Raw genomic sequence first — 17,994 nt, 5'->3', positions numbered from 1 at the left:
GACGGCAGTCGGCCCGGGACCGCGAACCGGCCGTGTGTCCGCCGGACCGCAGCCCGCCCCGTCTCCGGCCGCCTCGGTACCCGGGGCGCCCCGAAAGACCCCCTCATGGCGGAGGCGCCTCAACGTCAGCCGATGTCCTGAGAATCGACCTGGACCACGTCAGCCGATGTCCGGAGGATCGACCCGGATGCGGACCGGGTCGCCGCCGCCCCGGGCGAGCCGGGACACCTGGGCGGACTTCAGCGCGGCCGCCAGCGCCGCACCGCTCCCCGGGGGCACCCGCAGGAGCGCCCGCTCCCACGCCTCCCCCGGCCGGGGTCCCCCATGCGAAGCGGGGGGAGGGTCTCCGGGCCGACGCGGGCGGCCCGGACCGGCCGGAGGCGCCGATACCGGTACCGGTCCCAGCACCTCCGCATCGCGCGGCAGCTCCGCCACGGCCAGGAACGCGGCCACCGCCTCCGGCCGCCCCGTCACCGCCGCCATCCGCGACACCGGCGGAAAGCCCAGCTCGGCCCGCTCGGCCAGCTCGCGCTGTGCGTGGCCGACGGGGTCCCAGCGCACCAATGCCTGCACCGGCCGGAGCGTGGGCTCGGCGACGACCACGACCGTGCCGCCGTCCGCCTGGCCGCGTACCAGTGAGGCGGCGTCCATCCAGCGCCGGAGCGCCTCCTCGCCCGCCCTGAGGTCGGGCCGCCCGAGCATGGCCCAGCCGTCCAGAAGCAGCGCCGCCGCGTACCCGCCCTCGGCGACCGGTTCCGCGCCGGGGGTGCTGACCACGAGCGCGGGCCGGCCGGACACGGTGTCCAGGACGTGGTCCCGCCCGGACGTGCGCACCGGCACGGCCGGGAACGCACGCCCCAGCTCCTCCGCGGTACGCCGCGCGCCCACCACCTGGGCGCGCAGCCGGACGCTGCCGCACTCCGCGCAGTGCCACCCCGTGGCATCCTGCCCGCACCACCCGCACCGCAGCTCCCGCTCCCCCGGCGCCTCCAGCGGCCCGGCGCAGCGCCGGCAGCGCGCGGGCGTACGGCACCGCTCGCAGGCAAGCCTCGGCACGTACCCCCGCCGGGGCACCTGGACCAGCACCGGACCGGAGCGCAGCCCGTCCCGGACGGTCTGCCAGGCCAGCGACGGGAGCCGGGCGGCCCGTGCCGCCTCGTCCCGGGCGAGCTCGCCGTCGCCGACCGTGCGGACCAGCGGCGCGGCACGGCGTACCTGGTCCCGGTCCGCGGCCAGCGGCTGCGCCCAGCCGGTCCCGACGAGCTGCGCGGCCTCCACAGTGCAGCTCGTGCTGCCCAGCAGGAACGCGCATCGGTCGTGCGCGGCGCGCAGCAGCAGGACTTCGCGCGCGTGCGGCAGCGGGGCGTGCGGCTCGCTGTGGCTGGCGTCGCCGTCGTCCCATATCGCGACCAGCCCGAGGTCCCGTACGGGAGCGAACATCGCGGCCCGGGTGCCGACCACCGCCCGTACGGAGCCACGCCGCACGGCCAGCCACTGCCGGTACCGCTTCTCGGGCCCGGCCTCGGCGGTCAGCACCGCGTGCCGCCCTTCGCCGAGGAGCGCGGTGAAGGCGGCGTCGACCCGGGCGACGGCGCGGCCATCGGGCACGACGACGAGCGCGCCGCGCCCGGACGCCAGGGTCGCCGCCACGGCACGGGCCAGTTCCTCCGCCCAGTGCGGCCCGGGAAGCGCGGTCCACACGGCCCGTGGCGCACCCCCGCCCGCCAGCGCCTCCAGAAACGCGGGCCCCCGCCCGTACCGCCCCCAGCTCCCCGCGTCCGGCGCGGCGGGCGGCGGCAGCGGCTCCGGCGACGGCTTCGACTCGGCCCGCGCGCTCCTGGGCGGCACCGCGAGCTGCAGGACATCGGCCAGACTGCCCGCGTACCGGTCGGCGACGGCGCGGGCCAGGGCCAGCAGCTCGGGGCTGAGCACCGGCTCGGGCGAGACGACGTCGGCGAGCGCGGCCAACGGCCCGGAGTAGTCCGACTCGGCCCGCCGCTCGACGACGAACCCGTCGATCAGCCGCCCGCCCTCACGCCGTCCGTCCCGTACCTGGTGCGCCCCGGCCCCGAACCGCACCCGCACCCGCACACCCGGCTGGGCGTCGGCGTCGAGCTCCTCGGGCACCGCGTAGTCGAAGTACTGATCCAGATGGAGCACGCCTTTGTTGACGACAACCCGTGCCACGGGCAGTTCCGCGGCAAGCGCGGCGCCGCGCCAGGTCCGGGGCTTCGCCCGGGGCACCTTCGCCTTCCGCACGGACTCCCGGATGAGCGCAAGCTGCTCCGGCGGACCGTCGCCGGGCCGCTCGGAACGTTCGTTGTCGCTGCTCACAGCCACATTCCTACCAGAGGCCACTGACAGCGGCGGCCGAGCAGGAAGTTCCCGAGATCCAGTCGACGGCGGTCAGCGATTTCCCGATTCACCGCACGCCACGCGGGCGTACTCCACCGGAGTAACCGACGTCCTCGCACCGGGAGATCAGCAGCGTACGGCTCCGCTCACCCGGCCCGCCAGGATTCTGTCCGGGCCGACGGGACCACACGCCCGCAGGACGCATGGAACACACAACGGCCCCGGACCGATGCGGTCCGGGGCCGTTGAGCAGTACAGGACGGATGGAGCGGCGCAGGCCTACAGACCCGCCGCCGCACGCAGCGCGTCCACGCGGTCCGTGCGCTCCCAGGTGAAGTCGGGGAGCTCGCGGCCGAAGTGGCCGTACGCCGCGGTCTGGGCGTAGATCGGGCGGAGCAGGTCGAGGTCGCGGATGATCGCGGCCGGGCGGAGGTCGAAGACCTCGGCGATGGCGTTCTCGATCTTCTCGGTGTCGACCGCGGCGGTGCCGAAGGTCTCCACGAAGAGGCCCACCGGCTCGGCCTTGCCGATCGCGTAGGCGACCTGGACCTCGCAGCGGGAGGCGAGGCCGGCGGCCACGACGTTCTTGGCGACCCAGCGCATCGCGTAGGCGGCGGAGCGGTCGACCTTGGACGGGTCCTTGCCGGAGAAGGCGCCGCCACCGTGGCGCGCCATGCCGCCGTACGTGTCGATGATGATCTTGCGGCCGGTCAGGCCCGCGTCGCCCATCGGACCGCCGATCTCGAAGCGGCCGGTCGGGTTGACCAGCAGCCGGTAGCCATCGGTGTCCAGCTTGATGCCGTCCTCGACGAGCTGCTTCAGGACGTGCTCCACGACGAACTCACGGATGTCGGGCGCCAGCAGCGAGTCGAGGTCGATGTCGGAGGCGTGCTGCGAGGAGACCACGACGGTGTCGAGGCGGACGGCCTTGTCGCCGTCGTACTCGATGGTGACCTGGGTCTTACCGTCCGGGCGCAGGTACGGGATGGTCCCGTTCTTGCGAACCTCGGACAGGCGGCGGGAGAGCCGGTGCGCGAGGTAGATCGGCAGCGGCATCAGCTCGGGGGTCTCGTCGCACGCGTACCCGAACATCAGGCCCTGGTCGCCCGCGCCCTGCTTGTCGAGCTCGTCGTCATCGCCCTCCACACGGCTCTCGTACGCCGTGTCGACGCCCTGGGCGATGTCGGGGGACTGGGAGCCGATGGACACCGAGACGCCGCAGGAGGCGCCGTCGAAGCCCTTCTTCGAGGAGTCGTAGCCGATCTCGAGGATCTTGTTGCGCACCAGCGTGGGGATGTCGGCCCACGCCTTCGTCGTCACCTCGCCGGCCACGTGCACAAGACCGGTGGTGATCAAGGTCTCCACGGCGACGCGGGAGGTGGGGTCCTCCCGCAGCAGTGCGTCGAGAATGGTGTCGCTGATCTGGTCAGCGATCTTGTCGGGGTGACCCTCGGTCACGGACTCCGAGGTGAACAGGCGACGGGACACAACGCTCCCTGGGGTTGCAGCGGCTGCTGGCTGATCATTGGCGGACCGGCCGGGGGGCTGCGCCCCGCGTCGTTCCGAGAGACAGTTTATCGGTCGCTTTCGGCCGTTGGACCACGCGTCTCGCTACGTGGGAGTCACACCGCCGCAGAAACCGCCTGAGACAGTACGGCGATCAGGCCCTCGCCCGCGGCCGAATGGGCAGTTTTCGGCGCATCCGGCGGTACCGCCGAGGCGAATGAGACATTGATCCCGGTTTCACCCGCGTGGCCGCTGTCCGCCCCGCGCGCCCCAGTAGCGTTGGCGTGTCACGCCAGCCGCGGTGCCACCAGGTCCCACACCGTGTCCGCGAGCGCTTCCTTCGGCCCGTACGGCACTGGCGTCTCGCCGCCGTCCGCCGCCAGGACCACGGCTTCGTTCTCTTCGGAGCCGAACGTCTTGCGCTCCCCCACCTCGTTCACGACGAGCAGGTCACAGCCCTTGCGGCGGAGCTTGTCGCGGCCGTTGGCGAGGACGTCGTCGGTCTCCGCGGCGAAGCCGACGATCACCTGTCCCGGGCGCGCCCGGTCGGCGGAAATCTCCGCGAGAATGTCTGGATTACGCACCAGCACGATGGGCGCGGGGCCCTCCCCGTCCTTCTTCTTGATCTTGCCTTCCGCGTAGACGGCGGGCCGGAAGTCCGCGACGGCGGCGGCCATCACCACGGCGTCGGCATCGGCGGCCGCCTTCAGCACCGCCTCGCGCAGCTGGACGGCGGTCCCCGTGTGCACCACGTCGACGCCCGCCGGGTCGGCCATGCCCGTGTTGGCCTCGATGAGGGTGACCCGGGCGCCGCGGGCGGCGGCGGTGCGGGCCAGGGCGTACCCCTGCTTGCCGGAGGAGCGGTTGCCCAGGTAGCGGACGGGGTCGAGCGGCTCGCGGGTGCCCCCCGCGCTGACCACGACATGGCGGCCGGCCAGGTCCGGGACGGCCACGCCGCGCGCCAACACCCGGCGGCAGACCTCGAAGATCTCACCGGGTTCGGGGAGCCGGCCCTTGCCGGTGTCGACGCCGGTGAGCCGGCCGACGGCGGGCTCGATGACGACGGCGCCGCGGCTGCGCAGCGTCGCCACGTTCTCCTGCGTGGCCGGGTGCTCCCACATCTCGGTGTGCATCGCGGGCGCGAAGACCACGGGACAGCGGGCGGTGAGCAGAGTGTTCGTGAGGAGGTCGTCGGCGAGGCCGTGGGCGGCCTTCGCGAGCATGTCGGCGGTGGCCGGCGCGACCACGACGAGGTCCGCGCCCTGGCCGATGCGGACGTGCGGCACTTCGTGGACGTCCGACCAGACCTCCGTCGAGACCGGGTGGCCCGAGAGCGCCGACCACGTCGCCGCGCCGACGAACTGGAGCGCGGACTCGGTGGGAACGACCCGAACGTCATGCCCGGACTCGGTCAGCCGGCGCAGCAGCTCGCACGCCTTGTAGGCGGCGATCCCGCCGCTGACTCCCAGAACGACCTTCGGCTTGTCCACTGCGTCTCCCCGCCCCCCACTGATGACGATACGTATCGGCCTCTATGACACACCACAGGCCCGGCGGATGCGCCGCCGGGCCTGTGGTACTGCACTTTCCGGGAGCCGACCCCGGACCCCGGCCGCGAAAAGGGCCGGTGCCGAAAAGCCGGGCCGGTTACTGAGCCGGGCCCTCGATGGCCTCGGACGTCAGCAGACCCGCGTTGATCTCGCGCAGGGCGATCGAGAGCGGCTTCTCGTGGACGTGGGTGTCCACCAGCGGACCGACGTACTCCAGCAGGCCCTCACCGAGCTGCGAGTAGTACGCGTTGATCTGACGCGCGCGCTTGGCCGCGTAGATCACGAGGCTGTACTTCGAGTCAGTCGCCTCGAGGAGCTCGTCGATCGGCGGGTTGATGATGCCCTCGGGCGCGGTGATGGAAGAGGACACGCTCTAGCCTTCCGAAGAAACTTCTGGGAAATCAAACAAAGATCAAACAACTGCCATCAAGGCTAGCAGCTCACGGGCCACGTCCTCGACGGAGGTGTTGACCAGGGTGGTGTCGAACTCCGACTCCGCGGCCAGTTCGATCTTCGCGGCTTCGAGTCGGCGCTCGATGACATCGGGAGCCTCGGTGCCGCGGCCGGTGAGCCGGCGGACCAGCTCGTCCCAGCTCGGCGGGGCGAGGAAGACCAGCTGCGAGTCCGGCATGGACTCCTTGACCTGCCGGGCGCCCTGGAGATCGATCTCCAGCAGGACGGGCTCGCCCGACTCCAGGCGGTCGAGGACCGCCCGGCGCGGCGTGCCGTAGCGATTGCCCGCGAATTCTGCCCATTCCAGCAGCTCACCGTTGGCGACCAGCTTGTCGAATTCCTCGTCGGTGACGAAGAAATACTGGACACCGTGGCGCTCGCCGGGGCGCGGCTTTCGTGTGGTGGCCGACACCGAGAGCCAGACCTCGGGGTGGACCTTGCGCATATGGGCGACGACCGTGCTCTTGCCCACCCCGGAGGGGCCGGAGAGCACGGTCAGCCGCGGACGTACCTCTGCTGCCATGCAGCGATTATCCAGGTTCTCGGGAGTGCCCGAGAACGTCAGGCGGCGCCGCCGCCGAACTCGCGCTCGAGAGAGGCGATCTGGTTGGAGCCGAGACCCCGCACGCGACGGCTCTCGGAGATGCCGAGCCGCTCCATGATCTGCTTGGCGCGGACCTTGCCCACGCCCGGGAGGGACTCGAGCAGGGCGGAGACCTTCATCTTGCCGATGACGTCGTTCTCCTGGCCCTGCTTGATGACCTCGTGGAGCGAGGCGCCGGAGTGCTTGAGTCGATTCTTGACCTCGGCCCGCTCCCGGCGAGCCGCGGCGGCCTTTTCGAGCGCGGCTGCGCGCTGTTCAGGGGTAAGGGGCGGAAGAGCCACGCCTACGTCACCTCGGATGTCGAACTGTCGGATACGGACCGGTGAGGGACCTGATCGCCCCACACCAGGCGAGCAACGAGCAACGCAGTGACCGCTGCAACGCTGACTCTCGACGGAGACTAGCGGCCTGGACCGCTCCAGTCAGCGAGAACAGCGGAAAAGTCCTGGTCAGCATCGCTCGACCAGGATATTCCAGACATAACAACCAGGTTTCTGTCAAGAAACCGCCGGTGAGCGCCCCCGGTGAGGCGCTCTCCCGCCCTGGTCACGTGCTCGGGTCACGCGCCCCCGGTCACGCGTCCGCGACCGCCGCGCGCACCTCTTCGGCGAAACGTGCCGCCGACTCGCGGAGCGCCGCCACGCCCGGACCGTGCCGCAGCACGCCACGGCTCACGCTCGGGACCACGTTCCTCACGGCCGAGCCGAAGACGCCCGGCAGGTCGGCCGGGGTCGCGCCCTGGGCTCCGATGCCGGGGGCGAGGAGGGGGCCGTTGATGTCCAGGTCGACGCCCGCGTCACCGAGCGTCGCCCCGACGACCGCGCCGACCGAGCCGAGCGGCGAGGCGCCCGCGTTCTCGTCGGCCATGTGGTTCAGCATGAGCTGGGCCAGCGAGACGCCGCCGGCCGCGGTCGAGCGCTGCACCTCGGCGCCCTCCGGGTTGGACGTGAGGGCGAGGACGAAGACGCCGCAGCCGTTCAGCACCGCCAGGTCCAGCGCCGGACGGAGCGAGCCGAAGCCGAGGTACGGCGAGACCGTCACCGCGTCCGAGAACAGCGGCGAGTCCTTGCGCAGATACGTCTCGGCGTACGCGCCCATGGTCGAGCCGATGTCCCCGCGCTTGGCGTCCATCAGCACCAGCGCGCCGGCGTCCCGGGCCTCCTCGACGGCCTTCTCCAGGACCGCGACGCCGCGCGAGCCGAAGCGCTCGAAGAACGCCGACTGCGGCTTGAGTACGGCCACCCGGTCGGCGAGCGCCTCGACGACCGTCCTCGTGAAGCGCTCCAGGCCGGCGATGTCGTCGTTCAGGCCCCACGCCGTCAGCAGCGAGGCGTGCGGGTCGATGCCCACGCAGAGGGGCCCGCGGGTGTCCATGGCGTGACGCAGGCGGGTGCCGAAGGGTTCCGGAGCACTCATCGGGTGGCTGCCTTTCGGGTCTCGGCGCCGACGGCCTCGGCGAGGGTGGCGTACGGGCCGGCGGCCAGCCGGGCGGCCAGGCCCTTGTGGATGGCGCGGGCGTAGAACGGCCCCTCGTAGATGAAGGCGCTGTAGCCCTGGACGAGGGTGGCACCGGCGAGGATGCGCTGCCAGGCGTCCTCGGCGTTCTCGACGCCGCCGACACCGACGAGGGTGATGCGGTCGCCGACCCGGGCGTACAGGCGGCGCAGGACCTCCAGGGAGCGCTCCTTGACGGGGGCGCCGGACAGTCCGCCGGCCTCCTGGACCAGACCGGAATCGGATTTCAGGCCGAGACCGTCGCGGGCGATGGTGGTGTTGGTGGCGATGATGCCGTCCAGGCCCAGCTCGACCGCCAGATCGGCCACGGCGTCGACGTCCTCGTCGGCCAGATCGGGCGCGATCTTGACGAGCAGCGGGACGCGGCGGTCGGTGACGGTGCGGTCGGCGGCTTCGCGTACGGCGCTGAGCAGCGGGCGCAGCGCCTCCGTGGCCTGAAGGTTCCGCAGGCCCGGGGTGTTCGGCGAGGAGACGTTGACGACGAGGTAGTCGGCGTACGCGGCCAGCCGCTCGGTCGACGTCACGTAGTCGCCGACGGCCTCCTCCTCCGGTACGACCTTGGTCTTGCCGATGTTGACGCCGACGACCGTCCTGAGGATCTCCCGGCGGGCGGCGAGCCGGGCGGCGACCGCGGCGGAGCCCTCGTTGTTGAAACCCATGCGGTTGATCAGCGCACGGTCCGGTACGAGGCGGAAGAGCCGCTTCTTGGGATTGCCGGGCTGGGCCTGCGCCGTGACCGTGCCGATCTCGACATGGTCGAAGCCGAGCATCGCCATGCCGTCGATGGCGACGGCGTTCTTGTCGAAGCCCGCCGCGAGGCCGAAGGGGCCGTGCATGCGCAGTCCGAGCGCCTCGGTGCGCAGTTCCTTGTAGCGGGGGGCCAGGGCGGCGGCGATGAACGTGCGCAGCACCGGGATGCGGACCGCGAGCCGGATCCAGCGGAAGGCCAGATGGTGGGCCTCCTCCGGGTCCATCCGCTTGAAGACCAGGTTGAAGAAGAATTTGTACATCTCAGCGGTGTCCTCATGAGGAGGGGGACACCGTTTCCGGTGTCCCCCTCTCGGTTGCTAGTCGCGGGCCGCGGTCAGGTGTTCCGCGTGTTCCTGGAGCGAACGGACGCCCACACCACCGTGGTTGAGCGCGTCGATGCCCTGGACTGCGGCTGCCAGTGCCTGGACGGTCGTCAGGCACGGTACGGAACGGGCGACCGCCGCCGTACGGATGTCGTAGCCGTCGAGCCGGCCACCGGTGCCGTACGGGGTGTTGACGATGAGGTCGACCTGGCCGTCGTGGATGAGCTGGACGATGGTCTTCTCGCCGTTCGGGCCCTCGCCCTCGGACTGCTTGCGTACGACGGTGGCGTTGATGCCGTTGCGCTTGAGCACCTCGGCCGTGCCGGACGTCGCGAGCAGCTCGAAGCCGTGCGCGACCAGCTCCCGCGCCGGGAAGATCATCGAGCGCTTGTCGCGGTTGGCGACCGAGATGAAGGCGCGGCCCTTCGTCGGGAGCGGACCGTAGGCGCCGGCCTGCGACTTGGCGTACGCCGTGCCGAAGACCGAGTCGATGCCCATGACCTCGCCGGTGGACCGCATCTCCGGGCCGAGGACGGTGTCGACGCCGCGGCCGTGGATGTCGCGGAACCGGCTCCACGGCATCACGGCCTCCTTGACGGAGATCGGGGCGTCCATCGGGAGCGTGCCGCCGTCGCCGTTGGCCGGGAGCAGACCCTCCGCGCGCAGCTCGGCGATGGTGGCGCCGAGCGAGATGCGGGCCGCGGCCTTCGCCAGCGGTACGGCCGTCGCCTTCGACGTGAAGGGGACGGTCCGGGAGGCGCGCGGGTTGGCCTCCAGGACGTACAGGATGTCGCCGGCCATCGCGAACTGGATGTTGATCAGACCGCGTACGCCGACGCCCTTGGCGATCGCCTCCGTGGAGGCGCGCAGCCGCTTGATGTCGAAGCCGCCGAGGGTGATCGGGGGCAGGGCGCAGGCGGAGTCGCCGGAGTGGATACCGGCTTCCTCGATGTGCTCCATGACGCCGCCCAGGTAGAGCTCGGTGCCGTCGTAGAGCGCGTCGACGTCGATCTCGATCGCGTCGTCGAGGAAGCGGTCGACCAGGACCGGCCGGTCGGGGCTGATCTCGGTGGACTCGGCGATGTACGACTGGAGGCGGGCCTCGTCGTACACGATCTCCATGCCGCGGCCGCCGAGCACGTACGACGGGCGGACCAGCACCGGGTAGCCGATCTCGTCGGCGATGGCCTTGGCCCCGGCGAAGGTGGTGGCGGTGCCGTGCTTGGGCGCGGGGAGCCCGGCCTCGGCGAGGACGCGGCCGAAGGCGCCGCGGTCCTCGGCTGCGTGGATCGCCTCCGGGGAGGTGCCGACGACCGGGACGCCGTTGTCCTTGAGTGCCTGCGACAGGCCGAGCGGGGTCTGGCCGCCGAGCTGCACGACGACACCGGCGACCGGGCCGGCGAGGGTCTCGGCGTGGACGATCTCCAGCACGTCCTCGAGCGTGAGCGGCTCGAAGTACAGGCGGTCGGAGGTGTCGTAGTCCGTCGAGACGGTCTCGGGGTTGCAGTTGACCATCACGGTCTCGTAGCCCGCGTCGCTGAGCGCGAAGGAGGCGTGGACGCAGGAGTAGTCGAACTCGATGCCCTGGCCGATCCGGTTCGGGCCCGAACCCAGGATGATGACCGCGGGCTTCTCGCGCGGCGCGACCTCGCTCTCCTCGTCGTAGGACGAGTAGAAGTACGGGGTGTTCGCGGCGAATTCGGCGGCGCAGGTGTCGACCGTCTTGTAGACCGGGCGGACGCCGAGGGCGTGCCGGACCTCACGGACGACGTCCTCGCGCAGACCCCGGATCGCGGCGATCTGGGCGTCGGAGAAGCCGTGCCGCTTGGCGTCGGCGAGCAGCTCGGGGTCGAGCTTCTCGGCGGCGGCGAGCTCGTCGGCGATCTCCTTGATGAGGAAGAGCTGGTCCACGAACCAGGGGTCGATCTTCGTGGCGTCGAAGACCTCCTCCTGGGTGGCACCGGCGCGGATGGCCTGCATGACGGTGTTGATCCGGCCGTCGGTCGGGCGGACCGACGCACGCAGCAGCTCGTCCTTGGCACCGACGGGGCCGGTGAAGTCGAACTGCGAGCCCTTCTTCTCCAGGGAGCGCAGGGCCTTCTGCAGCGCCTCGGTGAAGTTGCGGCCGATGGCCATGGCCTCGCCCACCGACTTCATGGTGGTGGTGAGCGTGGCGTCGGCGGACGGGAACTTCTCGAAGGCGAAGCGCGGGGCCTTCACCACCACGTAGTCGAGCGTCGGCTCGAAGGAGGCCGGCGTCTTCTCGGTGATGTCGTTGGGGATCTCGTCCAGCGTGTAGCCGACGGCGAGCTTCGCGGCGATCTTGGCGATCGGGAAGCCGGTGGCCTTCGACGCCAGCGCGGAGGACCGGGACACCCGCGGGTTCATCTCGATGACGATGATGCGGCCGTCCTCGGGATCGACCGCGAACTGGATGTTGCAGCCGCCGGTGTCGACGCCGACCTCGCGGATGATCGCGATGCCGATGTCGCGCAGCCGCTGGTACTCGCGGTCGGTCAGGGTCATCGCCGGGGCGACGGTGATCGAGTCACCGGTGTGCACGCCCATCGGGTCGAAGTTCTCGATGGAACAGACGACCACGACGTTGTCGTGCTTGTCGCGCATCAGCTCCAGCTCGTACTCCTTCCAGCCGAGGATGGACTCCTCCAGGAGCACCTCGGTGGTGGGAGACAGGGTCAGGCCCTGGCCGGCGATACGGCGCAGCTCGTCCTCGTCGTGGGCGAAGCCGGAGCCGGCGCCGCCCATGGTGAACGAGGGGCGGACGACGACGGGGTAGCCGCCGAGCGTCTCGACGCCCTTGAGGACGTCGTCCATGGAGTGGCAGATGACCGAGCGGGCGGAGTCGCCGTGGCCGATCTTGCGGTTGACGGCCTCGACGACCTCCTTGAACAGGTCGCGGTCCTCGCCCTTGTGGATGGCCTCCACATTGGCGCCGATGAGCTCGACGCCGTACTTCTCCAGCACACCCTGCTCGTGCATGGAGATCGCGGTGTTGAGCGCGGTCTGGCCGCCGAGGGTGGGCAGGAGGGCGTCCGGGCGCTCCTTGGCGATGATCTTCTCGACGAACTCGGGGGTGATCGGCTCGACGTACGTGGCGTCGGCGATCTCCGGGTCGGTCATGATCGTCGCCGGGTTGGAGTTCACCAGGATGACGCGCAGGCCCTCGGACTTGAGGACCCGGCAGGCCTGGGTTCCGGAGTAGTCGAACTCGGCGGCCTGGCCGATGACGATCGGGCCGGAGCCGATGACCAGGACGGACTGGATATCGGTGCGCTTAGGCACGCTGGCCCTCCATCAGGGATACGAAGCGGTCGAACAGGTACGCGGCGTCGTGCGGGCCCGCGGCGGCTTCGGGGTGGTACTGGACGCTGAAGGCCGGCTGGTCGAGCAGCTGGAGGCCCTCCACCACGTTGTCGTTGAGGCAGACGTGAGAGACCTCGGCGCGGCCGTAGGGGGTCTCGGAGACCTTGTCGAGCGGGGCGTCGACGGCGAAGCCGTGGTTGTGCGCGGTGACCTCGACCTTGCCGGTCGTACGGTCCTGCACGGGCTGGTTGATGCCCCGGTGGCCGTACTTGAGTTTGTACGTGCCGAAGCCGAGCGCCCGGCCGAGGATCTGGTTGCCGAAGCAGATGCCGAAGAGCGGCGTCTTGCGCTCCAGGACGGCCCGCATGACGGCGACGGGGTGGTCGGCGGTGGCCGGGTCGCCCGGACCGTTGGAGAAGAACACCCCGTCGGGGTTGACCGCGAAGACGTCCTCGGCGGTCGCGGTGGCGGGCAGGACGTGCACCTCGATGCCGCGCTCGGCCATCCGGTGCGGGGTCATGCCCTTGATGCCGAGGTCGACGGCGGCGACGGTGAACTTCTTCCCACCGATCGCGGGGACGACGTACGTCTCCTTGGTGGCGACCTCGGCGGACAGGTTCGCGCCCTTCATCTCGGGCGACTGGCGCACCTCGGCGAGCATCGTGCCCTCGTCGGGCAGCGCGTTGCCGGAGAAGATGCCGACACGCATGGCGCCGCGCTCGCGCAGATGACGGGTCAGGGCGCGGGTGTCGATGCCGCTGATGCCGACGACGCCCTGGTGCCGCAGCTCCTCGTCCAGCGTGCGCTTGGCGCGCCAGTTGGAGGGGACGCGGGCGGGGTCGCGGACGACGTAACCGGACACCCAGATGCGGGAGGACTCGGGGTCCTCGTCGTTGACGCCGGTGTTGCCGACGTGCGGGGCGGTCATCACGACGACCTGGCGGTGGTACGACGGATCGGTGAGGGTCTCCTGGTAGCCGGTCATGCCGGTGGAGAACACGGCCTCGCCGAAGGTCACCCCCACGGCCCCGTACGCGCGGCCGCGGAAGGTGCGGCCGTCCTCCAGGACGAGTACGGCGGGAAGCCCCCTCTTGGCTGGGGTTCCCTGGCTGGAGGTCGTCATCGTGCGGCGCCTTCCGTCGTGTTGAAGTGGTTCTTCGAGTGGACTGCGTTGACGGCTTCGACCCAGGCGGCGTGCTCGGCCGCGTGGTCGGAGCGGAAACCGGAGTCGATCTGCTGGTCACCGTGCGCCCAGGTGACGATCAGCAGTCCGCCCTCGGCGAGCACCTTTCCGGCGATTCCCTTGTCGAGGCGGGCCTCGCGCAGGGCCGCGGCCGGGATGAAGAAGTCGGTGGCCCCGGGGCGTACGACGTCGATTCCGGCGTCGGTGAGCGTCAGTTCGACGCGGCTGCGGGTGCCGAGGCCACGGGCGACGATCCGGTCGAGCCACTGCCCGGCGGTCGTCGAGCCGTGGTAGCGGCCGGTCAGCCTCAGCCTGGGCTCGCCTGCGGACTCGGGCGCGGCCGGCAGCTCGGGCAGCCCCGACTGGAGCTCACCGCGCCACTTCCAGCCCTGGCGCATCAGCCAGTAGACGAGGGCGATGAAGAGCAGCAGCCCGGCGACCCAGCCGAGGCGGGCGGCCCAGTCGGTCACCTCCGCCGACTTCCGCTCGACCTCTTCGGCTGCCAGATTGATCAGTGGTGTCACGCCAGCTTCCCGTCCATCAGAGTCGCCCGGCCCCGCAGGAAGGTGTGGGTGACGCGCCCCGGCAGCTCGCGGCCCTCGTAGGGGGTGTTGCGGCTGCGGGAGGCGAAGCCCGCGGGGTCCACAGTTCCACGGTATGCCGGATCGAGCAGGGTGAGGTTGGCGGGCTCACCTGGCGAGACGGAGCGGCCGTGGCCCTCGGCCTGTCCGATCCTGGCGGGCGCGAAGGACATGCGGTCGGCGACGCCTTCCCAGGTCAGCAGCCCGGTCTCGACCATCGTCTGCTGGACGACGGACAGCGCGGTCTCGAGACCGACCATGCCCATGGCGGCCGCGGCCCACTCGCAGTCCTTGTCCTCGTGCGGGTGCGGGGCGTGGTCGGTGGCGACGATGTCGATCGTGCCGTCGGCGAGCGCCTCGCGCAGGGCCATGACGTCGCGCTCGGTGCGCAGCGGCGGGTTGACCTTGTAGACGGGGTTGTACGTGCGGACCAGCTCGTCGGTGAGGAGGAGGTGGTGCGGGGTGACCTCTGCCGTGACGTCGATGCCGCGGGCCTTGGCCCAGCGGACGATCTCGACCGAGCCGGCGGTCGACAGGTGGCAGATGTGGACGCGGGAGCCGACGTGCTCGGCGAGGAGCACATCGCGCGCGATGATCGACTCCTCGGCGACGGCGGGCCAGCCGCCGAGGCCCAGCTCGGCGGAGACGATGCCCTCGTTCATCTGGGCGCCCTCGGTGAGCCGCGGCTCCTGCGCGTGCTGCGCGACGACGCCGCCGAAGGCCTTCACGTACTCCAGCGCCCGGCGCATGATCACGGCGTCGTCGACGCACTTGCCGTCGTCGGAGAAGACGGTGACCCCGGCGGCGGAGTCGTGCATGGCGCCCAGCTCGGCGAGCTTCTTGCCCTCCAGGCCGACGGTGACGGCGCCGATGGGCTGGACGTCGCAGTAGCCGTGCTCCTTGCCGAGCCGCCAGACCTGCTCGACGACGCCCGCGGTGTCGGCGACGGGGAAGGTGTTGGCCATGGCGAACACGGCCGTGTAGCCGCCGCTCGCGGCCGCGCGGGTACCTGTGAGGACGGTCTCGGAGTCCTCGCGGCCGGGCTCACGCAGGTGGGTGTGCAGGTCGACCAGGCCGGGCAGCAGGATCTTGCCCTCGGCCTCCACGACGGTGGCGTCGCCCGCCTCCAGGCCCGTACCGACCTGGTCGATGGTCTCACCGTCGATCAGTACGTCCTGCGCCTCGCCGCCCAGCACCTTCGCGCCACGGATAAGGATCTTGCTCATGGGTTACTTCTCCTCGGCATCAGAGGTGCGCGCGGCGCTTCCATCAAGGGTGGTGGGCGACGGGCGGGAGGTGGTGACGGCGGGCTCGTTGCCGCCCAGAAGCAGATAGAGCACGGCCATCCGGGTCGACACCCCGTTGGCGACCTGCTCGACGGCCGTGCAGCGGTCGGAGTCGGCCACCTCGGCGGTGATCTCCATACCGCGGTTCATCGGGCCGGGGTGCATCACGATGGCGTGCTCCGGCATCCGGGCCATCCGGTCGCCGTCCAGGCCGTAGCGGCGCGAGTACTCCCGCTCGGTCGGGAAGAAGGCGGCGTTCATCCGCTCGCGCTGCACACGCAGCATCATCACGGCGTCGGACTTCGGCAGCACGTCGTCGAGGTCGTACGAGACATCGCACGGCCAGGTGTCGACGCCGACCGGCACCAGGGTGGGCGGGGCCACGAGGGTGACATGCGCCCCGAGCGTGGTGAGCAGGTGGACGTTGGAGCGGGCGACGCGGCTGTGCAGGACGTCGCCGACGATCGTGATGCGGCGGCCTTCCAGGTCGCGCCCTATGCCGGCGTCCCGGCCGACCAGGCGGCGGCGCATGGTGAAGGCGTCCAGCAGCGCCTGGGTGGGGTGCTCATGGGTGCCGTCGCCGGCGTTGACGACGGCACCGTCGATCCAGCCGGAGTTCGCGAGCCGGTAGGGGGCGCCGGAGGCGTGGTGGCGGATGACGACGGCGTCGGCGCCCATCGCCTCCAGGGTGAGCGCGGTGTCCTTCAGGGACTCGCCCTTGGAGACCGACGAGCCCTTGGCCGAGAAGTTGATGACGTCGGCGGACAGGCGCTTGGCGGCGGCCTCGAAGGAGATCCGGGTCCGGGTCGAGTCCTCGAAGAAGAGGTTGACGACGGTACGGCCGCGCAGGGTGGGCAGCTTCTTGATCGGCCGGTCCGCGACCCGGGCCATCTCCTCGGCGGTGTCGAGGATGAGGACGGCGTCGTCGCGGGTGAGGTCGGCGGCCGAGATGAGGTGACGCTTCATCTGGGTGTGCTCCGGAGTGTGGAGGTGTGCGGGCATGCGGGCGCGCAGGCGAGCCCGTAGGGCGGGTGGGGCCGTACGGGGGTGCTACTGCTCGCCGGCCGGGGCGGTCTCCCTCCCCCGGCCCTCGGCCGGGGGAGCCCCCATCTCGCGTCGCTCGCCGAGCAGCACGCTGTCGCGGCCGTCCTCCTCGGCGAGCTGGACCTTGACCGTCTCCCGCAGCGACGTCGGGAGGTTCTTGCCAACGTAGTCGGCACGGATGGGCAGTTCGCGGTGGCCTCGGTCGACGAGGACCGCGAGCTGGACGGCGCGCGGGCGGCCGATGTCGTTCATCGCGTCGAGGGCGGCGCGGATGGTACGCCCGGAGAAGAGCACGTCGTCGACGAGTACGACCAGACGGCCGTCGATGCCGTCGGCCGGGATGTCCGTGCGGGCGAGCGCACGGGCGGGCCGGAGCCGCAGGTCGTCGCGGTACATGGTGATGTCGAGCGAGCCGACCGGGATCGTGCGGCCGGTGATTTCCTCGAGCTTGTCGCCGAGCCGGCGGGCAAGATAGACACCGCGCGTCGGGATGCCGAGGAGAACCACGTCGTCGGCGCCCTTGGCGCGCTCGACGATTTCGTGGGCGATGCGGGTCAGTACCCGCGCGATGTCCGGGCCCTCGAGAACAGGGCGCGCGACATCAGGGCTGTTCGTGTCCATACGATACGGACCTCCTTCTCCGCCTCACGGGACGGACCTTAAAGGACGTCGGATTTGCGCCGTCCACGGTACCAGGGTCCGACGCCACCGCAGGTCACCCCCCTCGGGAGTGTCGTACGGACCATTCGGCTTGACGCAGCCAAGTAACGCTGCGTAACCTCACAGTGAGTGACCAGCCGCGCGGCGGAGCCGCACGTTGATACAGCGTCCGGGGAGCTATATGTCCAGCGAATACGCAAAACAGCTCGGGGCCAAGCTCCGCGCCATCCGTACCCAGCAGGGGCTCTCGCTCCACGGGGTGGAGGAGAAGTCCCAGGGCCGCTGGAAGGCCGTCGTCGTCGGTTCCTATGAGCGTGGGGACCGTGCCGTGACCGTGCAGCGTCTCGCCGAGCTGGCGGACTTCTACGGTGTGCCGGTGCAGGAGCTCCTCCCGGGCACCACGCCCGGCGGGGCCGCGGAGCCGCCGCCGAAGCTCGTTCTGGACCTGGAGCGCCTCGCCCACGTCCCCGCGGAGAAGGCCGGCCCGCTGCAGCGTTACGCGGCGACGATCCAGAGCCAGCGCGGTGACTACAACGGCAAGGTGCTCTCGATCCGCCAGGACGACCTGCGCACGCTCGCCGTCATCTACGACCAGTCGCCCTCGGTGCTGACCGAGCAGCTGATCAGCTGGGGCGTTCTGGACGCGGACGCGCGCCGCGCGGTCGCCCACGAAGAGGGCTGACGCCGCACTAGCAGAAACGTGCCGCCGGGCCGGGGGGAAGCAGTGCTTCCCCGCGGCCCGGCGGCCGTTTCGGCACGTCCGGGCGAGTCGACGACGGCACCCTGGGCCCACCGGAGGTGCGGGGGCACCACGTCCTCGCCGGAGGTGCCGGAGGGAGCGATACGTCCCCACCAGCGGT

The 17,994-nt window shown here is 71.1% G+C and carries 15 protein-coding genes; 1 reads left to right on the top strand and 14 read right to left on the bottom strand.

Features of this window, described 5'->3' with window-relative positions:
- Nucleotides 1-159: 159 nt before the first annotated feature.
- From ACZ6ZQ_RS09385 to pyrR, 14 genes are all read right to left on the bottom strand, one after another.
- A complete protein-coding gene (locus tag ACZ6ZQ_RS09385; RefSeq protein WP_469767943.1) occupies nucleotides 160-2,334 on the bottom strand; it encodes a primosomal protein N' in 2,175 nt (724 codons plus the stop codon).
- Between the two features lie 300 nt (nucleotides 2,335-2,634).
- Nucleotides 2,635-3,843: a methionine adenosyltransferase gene (gene metK, locus ACZ6ZQ_RS09380; RefSeq protein ID WP_453663656.1), complete on the bottom strand. Its 1,209-nt coding sequence runs from the start codon at nucleotides 3,841-3,843 to the stop codon at nucleotides 2,635-2,637.
- A 305-nt stretch (nucleotides 3,844-4,148) separates the two neighbouring features.
- The gene (gene coaBC, locus ACZ6ZQ_RS09375; protein ID WP_469767942.1) at nucleotides 4,149-5,351 is read right to left on the bottom strand and encodes a bifunctional phosphopantothenoylcysteine decarboxylase/phosphopantothenate--cysteine ligase CoaBC; all 1,203 of its coding nucleotides are present in this window, start codon (nucleotides 5,349-5,351) and stop codon (nucleotides 4,149-4,151) included.
- A 157-nt stretch (nucleotides 5,352-5,508) separates the two neighbouring features.
- On the bottom strand, nucleotides 5,509-5,781 hold the full coding sequence (gene rpoZ / locus ACZ6ZQ_RS09370) for a DNA-directed RNA polymerase subunit omega (RefSeq protein WP_005319902.1): 273 nt from the start codon (nucleotides 5,779-5,781) through the stop codon (nucleotides 5,509-5,511).
- Nucleotides 5,782-5,823: 42 nt separating this feature from the next.
- A complete protein-coding gene (gene gmk / locus ACZ6ZQ_RS09365; protein WP_469767941.1) occupies nucleotides 5,824-6,387 on the bottom strand; it encodes a guanylate kinase in 564 nt (187 codons plus the stop codon).
- 38 nt (nucleotides 6,388-6,425) lie between these two features.
- Nucleotides 6,426-6,749: an integration host factor gene (locus ACZ6ZQ_RS09360; RefSeq protein WP_005319887.1), complete on the bottom strand. Its 324-nt coding sequence runs from the start codon at nucleotides 6,747-6,749 to the stop codon at nucleotides 6,426-6,428.
- Nucleotides 6,750-7,041: 292 nt separating this feature from the next.
- A complete protein-coding gene (pyrF, locus tag ACZ6ZQ_RS09355; RefSeq protein ID WP_469767940.1) occupies nucleotides 7,042-7,884 on the bottom strand; it encodes an orotidine-5'-phosphate decarboxylase in 843 nt (280 codons plus the stop codon).
- The gene (locus ACZ6ZQ_RS09350; RefSeq protein ID WP_469767939.1) at nucleotides 7,881-8,993 is read right to left on the bottom strand and encodes a quinone-dependent dihydroorotate dehydrogenase; all 1,113 of its coding nucleotides are present in this window, start codon (nucleotides 8,991-8,993) and stop codon (nucleotides 7,881-7,883) included. Before ACZ6ZQ_RS09350 ends, pyrF begins: the two co-directional genes overlap by 4 nt.
- Nucleotides 8,994-9,050: 57 nt before the next feature.
- The gene (gene carB / locus ACZ6ZQ_RS09345) at nucleotides 9,051-12,359 is read right to left on the bottom strand and encodes a carbamoyl-phosphate synthase large subunit (protein ID WP_469767938.1); all 3,309 of its coding nucleotides are present in this window, start codon (nucleotides 12,357-12,359) and stop codon (nucleotides 9,051-9,053) included.
- Nucleotides 12,352-13,503: a glutamine-hydrolyzing carbamoyl-phosphate synthase small subunit gene (gene carA / locus ACZ6ZQ_RS09340; RefSeq protein WP_469767937.1), complete on the bottom strand. Its 1,152-nt coding sequence runs from the start codon at nucleotides 13,501-13,503 to the stop codon at nucleotides 12,352-12,354. Before carA ends, carB begins: the two co-directional genes overlap by 8 nt.
- On the bottom strand, nucleotides 13,500-14,087 hold the full coding sequence (locus ACZ6ZQ_RS09335; RefSeq protein WP_469767936.1) for a PH-like domain-containing protein: 588 nt from the start codon (nucleotides 14,085-14,087) through the stop codon (nucleotides 13,500-13,502). Before ACZ6ZQ_RS09335 ends, carA begins: the two co-directional genes overlap by 4 nt.
- Complete coding sequence (locus ACZ6ZQ_RS09330) at nucleotides 14,084-15,370, bottom strand: dihydroorotase (protein ID WP_469767935.1); 1,287 nt, start codon at nucleotides 15,368-15,370, stop codon at nucleotides 14,084-14,086. Before ACZ6ZQ_RS09330 ends, ACZ6ZQ_RS09335 begins: the two co-directional genes overlap by 4 nt.
- A 3-nt stretch (nucleotides 15,371-15,373) precedes the next feature.
- The gene (locus ACZ6ZQ_RS09325; RefSeq protein ID WP_469767934.1) at nucleotides 15,374-16,396 is read right to left on the bottom strand and encodes an aspartate carbamoyltransferase catalytic subunit; all 1,023 of its coding nucleotides are present in this window, start codon (nucleotides 16,394-16,396) and stop codon (nucleotides 15,374-15,376) included.
- An 84-nt stretch (nucleotides 16,397-16,480) separates the two neighbouring features.
- Nucleotides 16,481-17,095: a bifunctional pyr operon transcriptional regulator/uracil phosphoribosyltransferase PyrR gene (gene pyrR, locus ACZ6ZQ_RS09320; RefSeq protein ID WP_469767933.1), complete on the bottom strand. Its 615-nt coding sequence runs from the start codon at nucleotides 17,093-17,095 to the stop codon at nucleotides 16,481-16,483.
- A 220-nt stretch (nucleotides 17,096-17,315) separates the two neighbouring features.
- Here pyrR and bldD point away from each other — a divergent pair, with 220 nt between their 5' ends.
- Entirely contained in the window at nucleotides 17,316-17,816 is a 501-nt protein-coding gene (bldD, locus tag ACZ6ZQ_RS09315) for a transcriptional regulator BldD (RefSeq protein WP_017945577.1), read from the top strand.
- Nucleotides 17,817-17,994: the final 178 nt, after the last annotated feature.

The organism is Streptomyces sp. NPDC053673 (genome assembly GCF_055585225.1).
This window is presented reverse-complemented; position numbering and strand designations above follow the sequence as displayed.